Source organism: Iodidimonas muriae, from assembly GCF_014647255.1.
GTDB lineage: Bacteria > Pseudomonadota > Alphaproteobacteria > Sphingomonadales > Rhodothalassiaceae > Iodidimonas > Iodidimonas muriae.
Genome location: NZ_BMOV01000009.1, coordinates 1 through 12,008 on the forward strand (window position 1 = coordinate 1; position 12,008 = coordinate 12,008).

The 12,008-nt window shown below is 55.3% G+C and carries 10 protein-coding genes; 3 read left to right on the plus strand and 7 right to left on the minus strand.

Features of this window, described 5'->3' with window-relative positions; translation table 11 throughout:
- Positions 1–235: 235 nt before the first annotated feature.
- The 7 genes from IEX96_RS11580 to IEX96_RS11610 all read right to left on the minus strand — a co-directional run bounded on the left by IEX96_RS11580 (position 236) and on the right by IEX96_RS11610 (position 7,438).
- Entirely contained in the window at positions 236–1,483 is a 1,248-nt protein-coding gene (locus IEX96_RS11580; protein ID WP_188873968.1) for a methyl-accepting chemotaxis protein, read from the minus strand.
- A complete protein-coding gene (locus IEX96_RS11585; RefSeq protein WP_188873969.1) occupies positions 1,480–2,010 on the minus strand; it encodes a PAS domain-containing protein in 531 nt (176 codons plus the stop codon). The genes IEX96_RS11580 and IEX96_RS11585 overlap by 4 nt, the downstream gene beginning before the upstream one ends.
- Positions 2,011–2,160: 150 nt before the next feature.
- A complete protein-coding gene (locus IEX96_RS11590; RefSeq protein ID WP_229773708.1) occupies positions 2,161–2,781 on the minus strand; it encodes a redoxin domain-containing protein in 621 nt (206 codons plus the stop codon).
- Positions 2,782–2,790: 9 nt separating this feature from the next.
- A complete protein-coding gene (locus IEX96_RS11595) occupies positions 2,791–4,968 on the minus strand; it encodes a protein-disulfide reductase DsbD family protein (protein ID WP_150006212.1) in 2,178 nt (725 codons plus the stop codon).
- Positions 4,969–5,212: 244 nt separating this feature from the next.
- Entirely contained in the window at positions 5,213–5,713 is a 501-nt protein-coding gene (gene rpsI / locus IEX96_RS11600; RefSeq protein ID WP_150001434.1) for a 30S ribosomal protein S9, read from the minus strand.
- Positions 5,714–5,717: 4 nt separating this feature from the next.
- Positions 5,718–6,176 carry a 50S ribosomal protein L13 gene (rplM, locus tag IEX96_RS11605; RefSeq protein WP_188873970.1) on the minus strand — a complete coding sequence of 153 codons (459 nt, stop codon included), beginning with the start codon at positions 6,174–6,176 and terminating at the stop codon, positions 5,718–5,720.
- Between the two features lie 188 nt (positions 6,177–6,364).
- Positions 6,365–7,438, minus strand: a complete 1,074-nt coding sequence (locus IEX96_RS11610; protein WP_150006211.1) for a COX15/CtaA family protein — start codon at positions 7,436–7,438, stop codon at positions 6,365–6,367.
- A 158-nt stretch (positions 7,439–7,596) separates the two neighbouring features.
- Here IEX96_RS11610 and IEX96_RS11615 point away from each other — a divergent pair, with 158 nt between their 5' ends.
- The 3 genes from IEX96_RS11615 (at position 7,597) to IEX96_RS11625 (ending at position 12,006) form a co-directional block, all read left to right on the plus strand.
- Complete coding sequence (locus tag IEX96_RS11615) at positions 7,597–8,109, plus strand: RNA polymerase sigma factor (RefSeq protein WP_150006210.1); 513 nt, start codon at positions 7,597–7,599, stop codon at positions 8,107–8,109.
- Between the two features lie 93 nt (positions 8,110–8,202).
- On the plus strand, positions 8,203–9,237 hold the full coding sequence (locus IEX96_RS11620; RefSeq protein WP_150006209.1) for a FecR family protein: 1,035 nt from the start codon (positions 8,203–8,205) through the stop codon (positions 9,235–9,237).
- A 78-nt stretch (positions 9,238–9,315) separates the two neighbouring features.
- Positions 9,316–12,006: a TonB-dependent receptor gene (locus tag IEX96_RS11625; protein ID WP_188873971.1), complete on the plus strand. Its 2,691-nt coding sequence runs from the start codon at positions 9,316–9,318 to the stop codon at positions 12,004–12,006.
- The last annotated feature ends 2 nt before the right edge of the window (positions 12,007–12,008 follow it).

Genomic DNA, 12,008 nt, shown 5'->3' on the forward strand with positions numbered 1-12,008 from the left:
TACATTTTTTTCTGCAATCTGTATTGCTGCTATCGTAATTTGGTGGCTTTAATGAGTCCTGAACCTAGCCCCCCCCCTAAGAGCAGGATTGCAAAGCCCGGGTAACTAATTCCTTAAGAAATTATGAAACTTGATGGTATTTTCCGACAATTCAAGAAACACATGCCCCGATATAGGCGGCAAACCCAGCAACAAGAACCGCCGAAGACACATTGAAGGATAGGGGCCCCCGCGCTTAGGCCTTCTGGATCATACGTAGGAAATCCTGCGTACGGTCGCTGACATCGGTGGATTGCGCTTTTACTGCACGGGCGGCTTCCAAAACATCATTTGAACCAGCCCCTGCCGATTCTGTCGCCTTACGGATATCGGTGATGATCAAGGCCACTTCTTGAGAGCCTTCCGCCGCCTGCTGCAGATTTCCGCCAATTTCATCCGTTGCCAAAGATTGCTCATCCACCGCGCTATCAATCGCCCCGATCACCTCACCCAAGGAGCTGACCTGCGCCGCAATGGCCTGAATCGATTGGCTGGTGCTGGATGTGGCTTTCTGCATATCGTCAATCTGCCGAGCGATTTCCTCCGTTGCCTTGGCGGATTGGCTGGCCAACGCTTTCACCTCGCTGGCGACAACGGCAAATCCCTTCCCTGCCTCTCCGGCGCGGGCCGCTTCAATGGTGGCGTTCAGGGCCAGCAAATTGGTCTGATCGGCAATATCACGGATGAAGGACACCACCTTTTCCACACTGCCCGCAGCCTTTTCCAATCCTTGAACCGCCGTTTCTGCGGCTCTAACATCACCACCGACATTATCCACAACCGATGTGGAATTCTGGCTTTGGCGTTTGATTTCAGAAATAGACGCCGTCAATTGTTCGGAACTGGCGGCAATCATCTGGGCATTAGAGCTTGTTTCTTCCGCTGCCGCACTCACCGCAACGGTTTTCTCAAGCGCCTGGGAGGCCTCGTCAAACATCCGACGGGCCGTGTTTTCCATGGTTTCCGACAGGTCCAGCAAATTTGTAATGGCTGAAGACAATTGCGTTTCAAACCGCTTTGCCATGTCTTCTCTTTGCGCCTGGCTTGCCTCTTCCATGCGGGCCATTTCGGCGCGGGCATTGTCGATATCAACAGCCCCATCGCCAAAGGACCCCAGCATACCGCGGCGCATGAATCGCCGATAATAACGCCCTTCGCTTGCCGCCTTTAACGTGCCGCGGGCTTCACGCATGAAGGCATCGGTCATATCCAATAGATGGTTCAGGGCATGCATGGACTGTGCGCCCGGTCCATCTTCGGGGATATCAATCAAACGGGCTTCCAAATCCCCCGCAGCAGCAGCCAGACACACCTTTTCGATGCGCTGGATCGCCGCATCGGATTGCTGGCATTCCGCCTCTAATTCAGCAATACGGGCCTCCAGCTTTGCCACATCTGCCCCGCCGCCGATCGCCATTTTTCCCGCGCGTTTAAACAAGCTCATGCCGCAACCTTCTCATTGGATGCAAAAGAAAACACAAACTGGTCTATGGTTTGGCCGGCTGCCGCCAGTTTCTCATTCAAAAGCGCTTCGCCGGCGATCAATCCGGCCTTGCGATCGCCTTGCGATGATTCCCGTTTGGAAATCTCGCGGTACAATTGCTCCATCTCGGCAATCACAGGGCGATTGGGCGCACGTCTGTTTGAATGATAGCCTATGATTTGGCCATTGCTGTCGAATGTTGGCGTCACATGGGCGAGCACCCAGTAATAATCGCCATTTTTAGTGCCGTTCTTGATATAGGTGAACAGCTCATTGCCAGAACGGATACGATCCCAAAGCACTTTAAAAATCGTTCGCGGCATGTCGGGGTGTCGGATGATATTATGAGGTTTTTCAAGAACGTCCCGTTCCTCATAATCTGCTATGCTTAAAAACGTCCGGTTTGCATATTGAATGCGCCCCTTGGTGTCCGTTTTAGAAACGATAATATCGCCCTGAGCAAGAACGCGCTCTGCCCCCACCGCCATTGCACAAATTCCTTTGTGATAGACTACTGATATGTAGCGTGTTTCTAGATCTTAATTTTCACCGGAAATATCACGCAGTAATTTAATTTTTCCTTAAATCTCCCGCAAACATGCATATTTTACACGCAAAAATTGCATAAAAGTTACATATCAAGACCCGTATTTTACCGAACATCCATAAGGCTGGGACGAGGCTTTTGCCACCGGACGGCCCGCTTTCAAATCCTCATAAGCGGCCAGAAGATAGTTTGTCGCGCCTTCAACGCTGGAATGGCGGGCCGAAGGGCGATCATCGATCGCCCCCGCATAAGCAAGCGTGCCATCGCTGTCGATCAAGAACATCTCAGGCGTGGTGCGCGCTCCATAAAGCCGCCCCAAATCCCCATGAGGATCAAGGATGATATGATTCGTATAAGAACCATGCCGCGCGGCAATGGCATTGGCTTCATCAGCGGTGGCATAGCCCTGCTTGCCCGGAGCCGAAGAGATAATGGAAATCCACACCACATCGTCTTCGGTGAGCATCCGCTGGGTTTTTTGCATATTTCCGGTTTCATAATGCTTGGTCACGAAGGGGCAGCCATCATTGGTCCACTCCAGAACAACCCGTTTCCCCCGCAAATCTTCCAGAGAAATGACGTCCCCCACGGTTGTTTTGGCGGAAAATACAGGCGCTTCCTGCCCCGGCTCCGGAGCGGCGCGCACAGCCGTCATTGAAGCGAAAGCCAGCATAGAGGCAAGAGCCAAGCGTCCGAAAATATGTTTCATCATGTGTTCTCTTCAGGAATTTTCCATGGCAAAAATCGACAACAATGTGCCCGGCGTCAAGATCTGTGGCAAGACCTGCGGCTCGGCCATCGAGCCATCATAATAGACATAAAGCGGCACCCCATTGCGCCCGAATGATGCCAGCGCCTTTGCGATCGCATCATTCTGGTTGGTCCAGTCCGCCTTCAGCACCGCAATAGACTGTGCCTTCACAAAAGCAATCACATCAGGATCGGCCAAAGCCACCCGCTCGTTCACCTTGCAGGTGATGCACCAATCGGCGGTGAAATACACAAACACGGCTTGGTCATTCGCTTGCAGCTTAGCCACTTTTTCAGGGGACCAATCCGCAACGCCCATCGCCGTTTCATAAGAGGCGACATCTTGCCCGCCCTGTAGGCCAGCGACAGCCCCCGGTTGATGCTGCGCCAGATAGCCGAGCGACATCAGCATGACCGCCAACACCGCCAAACCGGCAACAAAGGACATGATCCGCGCCAAGCGCCCTGCAGGGCCAGCCACACGCCAAAGCCACAACAGAAAGCCAAGGGCCACCAGAAGCAAAAGCGCCAGCCCGATACTATCCGCGCCCCCTTGACGGGCCAGAACCCATAGCAGCCACACCACCGTCAAAAAGATAGGGAAGGCAAGCAATTGACGGAAAACAACCATCCACGGACCGGGACGCGGAAGCAACCGCCGCAGCGGCGGGAAGAAAGAAACCAGCAGATATGGCAAGCCCAATCCGGCCCCAAGGCTCAGGAAAATGGCCACAGCCACCGGCACTGGCTGGATCGCGGCAAAGCCCAAAGCCGGGGCCATGAAGGGCGCTGTGCAGGGCGTGGCAACGATGGTGGCCAGAACTCCTGTGAAAAAAGCACCACTGATGCCTTTTTTCTCGGTCAGGCTTTGGCCGATGCCGGAAAACCGTCCGCCAATGTCAAACACGCCCACAAGATTAAGCCCCAATGCAAACAGCACCATCACAACCAATGTAACGATAACGGGCGATTGCAACTGAAAGCCCCAGCCAATCGCGGTGCCAGTAGCGCGCAAAGCCAAAAACACAATGGCAATGCCCAGAAAGCTGACCAGAATTCCGGCCATATAGGCCAATCCGTCACGCCGGGCCGCAACATTTCCTTCGCCATGGGCTTTGATCAGGGAAAAGGCCTTCAAGGATAAAACCGGGAACACGCAAGGCATCAAATTGAGCACCATTCCCCCCAGAAGCGCGAACAGAATCGCTTGCCCCAAGCCCAATTCAAGGCCGGAAAATCCCCCCGCATCAGCGGGATCGGGAACGCTCAATGACGGGTCCATCACAATGGGCACATCAAGGGCAAAGCCTTCCCGTTGGCCCGCCGCGTTGGTCAGCATCAACACGCCGGCCGCGCTGTCCATCGAGGGTGCATGACCGGACCGCGCCACAGAAAGGGTCAGGCCATCGGGGCCGGAAGTGACAATCTGCGTCCCGGCATAATCAATCAGCCCGCTGGTAACAGGAAAGAAATAGGCGTCCGATGCCATGGACACATCATCCGGCGACATGGCGATTGTCACCGCAAAAGCATCCTGGCTCATCCGGGCCGATGCCTGCCAGGGCGCATCATGGGGCAAGGCAGCCCGCGCTTTGGCAAACAGCTCGGCCATGTCCGGCGTGACCGACCCCTTGCCGGGGATCATCTTGAAGGACAGATCCGCAAATTCAGGGATGCACACCTCTTCGCAAACCAGCCATTCAGCAGACAGCGCCAGATCAAAAGCCTGATCGGGCAAATCTGCGGGCGGCATGATCTTGACCAAAAGATCCTGCGGCGCTTCATAGCCATAGTTCATCAAGGGGCCCACAGGAATCCGGTGCGGCAAAGGATAAAGCGGGCTTTCCACCGTCCAGCCCGCAGGCAAGGTCCAATCGAATGTGGGGGCTTTTCCCGAATCGCCGTAATTCTGCCAATAGGTATGCCAGCCCTGCGCCGGAATGAAACGCAGGGACAGCCACAAGGGCTGGCCCGCCGCAACGGTGGTCCGCTCCGCATAAATCTCGAGCCGGGAATTGGGATTGCTGATCTCTGCCAGAGGTTGGGCGGCCATGGCCCGATCCAGAGGCACGAAAAGACTGGCCAGAGAAAGTCCCAGTATCGCCAACGCAAACAGGGTCGCCTGTACCCGCATCACCAACCGCATCATCACTTCTCACATATTGGCACAAGCTGTATCTCTAACACAGCCCATCACAACAGATAGTAACGAGTCCGTTAGAAGCCAGCCACCCGCACGTCTGATGCCACAGATCGTCGTTTTTTTGCATGCGACGCAACGCCGTCCCCTGCCCCATCACCACAAGCACGGCGTTTATCATACCATATAACAAAAAGGCCGCCCTCCAAGAGAGCGGCCCTTTTTGAAAGGCTTGGCGATGATCCTTGTAAGATCAGCGCTTGGAGAACTGGAAGCTACGACGGGCTTTGGCGCGGCCGTATTTCTTACGTTCAACCATACGCGCATCGCGGGTCAGGAAGCCTGCGGCCTTCAAGGCGCCACGCAATTCCGGCTCATAACGCTGAAGCGCCTGGGAAATGCCATGCTTCACCGCACCGGCCTGACCGGACAAACCGCCACCCTTGACGGTTGCGATCACATCAAACTGGCCTTTACGACCGGCCACATCGAAGGGCTGGTTCACCACAAGACGCAGCGTGGGACGTGCGAAATATTGCGCCTGATCGCGGCCATTGACCGTGATCTTGCCAGAACCCGGCTTCACCCAAACGCGGGCAACCGAATCTTTACGCCGACCCGTTGCATAAGCACGGCCCTGCGCATCAATTTCAGGCTTGCGCTCGATTGCGACATCCCCTGCAGACCCATCATCGCTTGCTGCGGCTGTGGTCATATCCTTCAGATCCTGAAGGCTTTGCTTTTCCGATGCCATGCTATTACCTCACGTTCTTTGGATTCATGCTGGCAACATCGATCACCTCGGGCTGTTGCGCCTCATGAGGATGATCGGTTCCGGCATAGACTTTGAGATTGCGCATCTGCTGGCGACCAAGAGGGCCACGCGGAATCATACGCTCCACAGCTTTTTCGATCACGCGCTCGGGAAAGCGGCCTTCGAGAATTTGCTTGGCTGTTGCCTGCTTGATACCGCCCGGATGGCCGGTATGGCGGTAATAGATTTTCTGATCGCGCTTGTTACCTGTCAGCTTCACCTTATCGGCGTTGATAACGATAACATTGTCGCCGCAATCGATATGCGGTGTGTACATTGGCTTGTGCTTGCCACGGAGGCGCATGGCAATCAGTGATGCAAGGCGGCCAAGTACAACCCCTTCCGCATCAACGATCAGCCATTTTTTCTCAACCTCACTCGGCTTTGCCGAATAGGTTTTCATACCCGGTGATCCTTTACGCTTGGAAAATAAACCTGTCTTTAGGCCGCCCGCACCCATGGCGAGGGAAACCCGAGATCATGGGTCGTGTAACGTCAGGATTTCGCAAGGTCAAGGGAAAACTGCTTGTTATCCTATATGCTTAAGATAACGGTATTATTTTACCGCTTTTTTGACCTCTGCAAAATGCACTAAGGCCGGTCGCTTTTCCGGTATATATGCAAAAAGGCCAGCACAGCAGCGAGAACCACCAGCGCCCCGCCTTGATGAACCGCGCCCAAAGCCACCGGCACCATATGTAGCAAGGTCAAAATCCCCACGGTGATCTGCACGCACAGAACCCCGAATAGCAGCGCCGCCATGGCCTGCGCCCGCCCCGGTTCGCGCCGGAGAATGGTCCGGACAAGCAAACTCAGAGAAAGCGCAAACAGCACATAGGCCCCAAGGCGGTGATCGAACTGCACCAAAGCCGTATTGTCGATGAAATTCCGCCAGAACGGGGCCATGTCCATAATGCTTGCAGGCACGAAGCGGCCATCCATCATGGGCCATGTATTATAAGTATAGCCGGCCTTCAGGCCGGCCACCAATCCGCCCATGATCACTTGCAGGAACACCAGCGCCAACAGCCATTTTCCAGAGCGATTCATCGCCTCATCGCGGATGGGACGCCTATGCGACAACAGGTTCATCGCCGTCCAGAAAAGGGCCGCAAAAATAATAAAGGCCAGTGTCAGATGGGCCGTCAGACGGTAATGGCTGACCTCGGGATGGTCCACCAACCCGGATTTAACCATGAACCAGCCCAACAATCCTTGCGCCCCGCCAAGAACCAGCAGCCCCAACAATCTCCCTTTATATCCGGTGGGGATGCGGCCCCGCAGCCAAAACCAGGCCAGCGGCAAAGCAAAGGCAAAACCGATCAGGCGCCCCAAAAGCCGGTGCAGATATTCCCACCAGAAAATATTTTTGAATTCGGCCAATGTCATGCCGCGATTCATGATCTTGTATTCGGGATATTGCTGATAGGCTTTGAAGGTTTCTTCCCATTGCGCTTGAGACAATGGCGGAAAAATCCCTTTTACCGGATGCCAATCCACCATGGACAAACCGGATTCGGTGAGCCGTGTGATGCCGCCGACGACAACCATCAAAAACACCAAAGCGGCAACAAGCAAAAGCCAGCGCCCGATGGCCCGTTCCTGTGCGGCGCGACCGAACCCGCCCGCCGACGACGATCCATAATGAAATGTAACAGTTTTCATAAGCACTTGCTAAACCGCTCTCGAATAAGGTGCAAGCGCGACAAGAGCGCGCAGACCCCTGGAATGTGGGCTCTCCCCGAAAAGGCTTGCTTTTCAGGCACGCCCACTATCTAATTTCACGACTTTGGGGCGATAATAAAACACAGGCATCCCGAAATATGGGACGGCGAAATACCGATACATTGGATCACTTGGTAAGAACTGGCAATAAACGTCTGGTGCGCCGGATCGTTGGCACCTTGAACAATCAACAAGATGCCGAAGATGTGACGCAAGATGCTTATGTACGATTCCTGCGCATCCGCGATCCCGGCCCGATCGGCAATCTGGCGGCCTTCATCGGCAAAAGTGCTCGCAATCTGGCCATCGACAAGCTCCGCCACCGGAAACGCCGCGCTCATGTCGAACCCGATATGGGAGATGCCAGCCCCGATGATCTGATGGCGGGCCCCGATGCCGATCCCGAACGCAGCCTTGCCGCCCGGCAACAATTGGATGCGGTGCGTGATGCCATCAACGCCCTGCCGCCCCGGTGCAGGCAGGCGTTTATTCTTCACAGATTTCACGGATTGTCTTATGACGCCATCGCAACAGAACTAGGCGTTTCCAAAAGCAGCGTGGAAAAATATATCATTCGCGCACTGACAGCCTGTCGGAAGCGCGTTCTTTGAGTAAATAATCACTGAGGGACTTCATCTTCCGAGCGTCATATAGATAGGGACGCATGGGGGGGGCAGCCTTCAAATATCGACCGAGACAGAGTTATGGCCCATAAAACACGCAGCAAAGCTTTGGACGAGGCAACCCAGTGGTTTGCCCGGCTGCGCGATGATGCCATATCCAGCGATGAGCGCCATGCCTTCCAGATATGGCAGACAGCCAATCTGGCCCACAGACGCGCTTTTGAAGAAATCAGCGCCTTATGGGACTCGATGGACGGGCTGGAGCCAGACACGGCAGAGATGCAGTCCACCACACGCGCCAATGCCCGCGCACCCTTTTTCAAGACACAGATTGCCGCCGCACTGATTATCGGATTTTCCGCGCTTTTGGTGGGGCTGACGCATTTCGAACTTACTCCGTGGTCACCCTTTTGGGGGGCAGAGCACTTCCAGACCGCCACTGGCGAACAACGCACCCTGTTTTTGGATGATGGCACCACCATTTATCTCAACACCCACAGCAAAGTGGCTGTTCGCCTGAAAGACAAAGAACGCCATGTGCGCCTGATCGAAGGGGAAGCCCTGTTCGATGTGCAGCGCGACCCGCAGCGTCCATTTATTGTGGATGCGGGAAATGGCCGTGTCCGGGTTTTGGGGACACGTTTTAATATCCGCATGCACCCGGACCGCTCCGCCGATGTGGCCGTGTTGGAAGGCCATGTGGATGTGGCCCCGCGCTCCGGCAAAGAAGTAGTGGCCTCCATTGATCTTTATCGTGGTGACGGGACCAGCATTTCCACTGACCGAATCGGCCCCGTGGAAAAAGTGGATGTGGCCCGCATCACCTCCTGGCGCGATGGCCGTATGATTTTCCGCGGCACGCCCCTGTCCACTGTGGTGGCTGATCTGAACCGGTATTTGACCGACGATGTGCGCATCGGCGATGACAGCCTTCAAGATATCACCGTTACCGCCGTGATCCGCATCGAAGACCGGGCAGCCATTCTGCGCGCTCTTGATATGTCTTTGCCCGTTGATGTGGTAACCCTGCCCAGTGGCGTCACCATGCTTTATGATGACCGGATCGATCAGGGGGCCCGCACGACACAAAAAAACGGGCCGTCAAAAAAACTTTGAGGGATTTGGGCGCTGGACCGTCTGATGAATCAGAGGCTGCAACCATAAGCGGCCACGGATTTATTTAGGGAGAGAACAGTGGCCCATACATATCGCCTGAAACGCACCATGCGTGCATCGCTTCTTGGCTCCGCACTTGCGGCCAGCACCGTGCTTGGCACTTTGCTGATCCCCGGCATGGGACTGCATGCGGCATCGGCTGCCGAAACAGCACGGTTCGATATTCCAGAACAGTCCCTTGATAATGCTTTGATCGATTTCAGCGTTCAGGCAGGCATGTCGGTATTGGTGTCCGACAATCTGGTGCGCGATCTTCGCTCCGTCGCAATTACAGGCACTCTGGACCGGGAAACCGCCCTCAAGACCCTGTTGGAAGGATCGGGCCTGACCTTTGAACTGGTGGACGACAGCACCATTTCCATCAAACAGGTCCCCGTTCAGAAAAGTGAAGTCGAGGGTCGCCGCCTTTATGCACAGGCGGCCCCCACCACCGATGCCAATCTGCGCACACCCGATGCGCGTCCCTCCGGCTTCTCTGTTGAGGAAATCGTTGTCACCGCCCGTCGCCGAACGGAAAGCCTGCAAGACGTGCCCATTGCCGTCAGTGCCTTTTCCGGCGATAGCCTCGACAGGATGGGTACCGTGGATATCACCGGCCTCAACCAGATGGTTCCCAATGTCACCATCGAGGTTTCGCGTGGCACCAACACCACCCTTACCCCGTTTATTCGCGGCGTTGGCCAGCAAGACCCGGTAGCCGGTTTCGAACAGGGCGTGGGGCTTTATGTGGATGATGTCTATCTCAACCGTCCGCAAGGGGCCGTGCTTGACCTTTATGATGTGGAGCGGGTTGAAGTGCTGCGCGGGCCGCAAGGCACGCTTTATGGTCGAAACACCATCGGCGGTGCCATCAAATATGTCACCAAGCGCATTGCCGACGAGCCGGAATTCCGGGTTCGAGCATCGGGCGGCAGCTATCGCCAGCGCGACTTTGTGGGCACATTCTCTCTGCCTTTGGCGGACGAATTCCGTATTGGCGGGACTGTTGCCAGCTTCCAGCGCGATGGCTTTGGCGACAATCTCAATCTGGAAGGCCTGGAGAATGGCAGCAAAGACATTCTTGGTGGCCGCCTGAGCATGGAATGGACGCCGACAGAGGATCTGTATATCCGCCTGTCTGGCGACTGGACCGATGACAATTCCGATCCGCGCCAAGGATCGCGGTTGACCCCGGGGCTGCTGAGCGGTGCGCCCGTTCTGGACGATGTGTTCGATACCCGCGCGGGCCTCAACAATCCGGAAGCCAATGTGGTCAATCGCGGGGCATCGATGCTGGTCGAATATACCCTGAACGACAAGATCCAACTGAAAAGCATCACCGCTTATCGGGATAACAAATCCGCCTTGCCCGAAGATTTCGACAGCTTGCCGGCGGTGGATGTGGATGTTGCTTTGGTCACAACCGATGACCAGTTCAGTGAAGAACTGCAATTGCTTTATAGCAGCTCGAAACTGAACGGGGTTTTGGGATTCTTCTATATGGACGCCAATGCGTTCAATGCCTTTGATGTTGTCCTTGGGACCACAGGCGAACTTCTGGGATTGCCGGGATTGAATGCCTTTACCCTGGGCGATGTGGATACCGAAACATGGTCGCTATTTGGCGATTTCACCTATGACATCACCGATACATTGGCCCTGTCTGTGGGTGGCCGCTTCACCACCGATAAACGGACGGCGAATATTGTCCGCCAGACCTTCCTGGGGGGCTTTTCCGAACTGCTGGGCGGCGAACCTCGCCTTCCCATTGCCACAGCCACCGATTTCAATGGCAGCGAGACTTTCCATGATTTCACGCCGCGCGCCAGCCTGAACTGGAAGCCGGTGGAAGATCATATGGTCTATTTCAGCTTTTCGCAGGGCTTCAAAGGCGGCGGATTTGATCCGCGCGGCTCGGCAACGGCGGCTCCCGATCTGGATGGTGATGGCATCGCAGGTGCAGCGGACCCGGACGATGTTCAGGAATTCCTGATGTTCAAGCCCGAAGAGATCACCACCTATGAGATCGGCCATAAAGGCAGTTTGTTTAATGGGCGGTTGAACAGCTCTTTGTCGGCCTTCTGGAGCTCTTATGATGATATTCAGATCCCCGGCTCCGTGGGCGTTGATGCCGATAATGACGGCGTTGCCGAAAGCTTTGTCGGGGTCACATCCAATGCGGGTGAAGCGCGCATCCGCGGGATCGAGCTTGAGATGACGGCCGCGATTGCGGAAAACATGATGGCCAATGGCGATAGCCTGGGCGCCACGGCTGCCGTGGGCTATATCGACGCCGAATTCCAGGAGTTCATCGACGCTTTCGGGCAGGATATCGCCGATCAGGCCACCTTCCAGAACACCCCGGAATGGACGGCGAATATCGCCCTTGATTACAACACGCCTTTGACACTGTTTGGAACGAGCGGGTCTCTTTCGTTCTTGCCCCTGGCCTCTTATCGCTCCACCACCAACCAGTTCGAAATTTCCAGCAACCAGCTGGATCAGGAAGGCTATATCCTGTTCGACCTCAGCATTGTCTGGACCTCGGACAATGAACGCTGGCAGATCGGGTTCCACGGAAAGAACCTGACCGATAAGGAATATATCGTGTCGGGCTTCGATTTTGTGAACGACGATACCTTCGCGCCAGAGCTTGGGCTTGAAAGTACGCTGACCGCCTTCTTCGGCAATCCGCGGACCTTTACCGGCACGGTATCGATGAAGTTCTGATT

Bases quoted from the DNA above. Each gene is read 5' to 3' on its own strand.
- IEX96_RS11595 (WP_150006212.1), bottom strand. From the start codon at position 4,968: ATGATGCGGTTGGTGATGCGGGTACAGGCGACCCTGTTTGCGTTGGCG.
- IEX96_RS11585 (WP_188873969.1), bottom strand. From the start codon at position 2,010: ATGGCGGTGGGGGCAGAGCGCGTTCTTGCTCAGGGCGATATTATCGTT.
- rplM (WP_188873970.1), bottom strand. From the start codon at position 6,176: ATGAAAACCTATTCGGCAAAGCCGAGTGAGGTTGAGAAAAAATGGCTG.
- IEX96_RS11620 (WP_150006209.1), top strand. From the start codon at position 8,203: ATGGCCCATAAAACACGCAGCAAAGCTTTGGACGAGGCAACCCAGTGG.
- IEX96_RS11580 (WP_188873968.1), bottom strand. From the start codon at position 1,483: ATGAGCTTGTTTAAACGCGCGGGAAAAATGGCGATCGGCGGCGGGGCA.
- IEX96_RS11610 (WP_150006211.1), bottom strand. From the start codon at position 7,438: ATGAAAACTGTTACATTTCATTATGGATCGTCGTCGGCGGGCGGGTTC.
- IEX96_RS11615 (WP_150006210.1), top strand. From the start codon at position 7,597: ATGGGACGGCGAAATACCGATACATTGGATCACTTGGTAAGAACTGGC.
- rpsI (WP_150001434.1), bottom strand. From the start codon at position 5,713: ATGGCATCGGAAAAGCAAAGCCTTCAGGATCTGAAGGATATGACCACA.
- IEX96_RS11590 (WP_229773708.1), bottom strand. From the start codon at position 2,781: ATGATGAAACATATTTTCGGACGCTTGGCTCTTGCCTCTATGCTGGCT.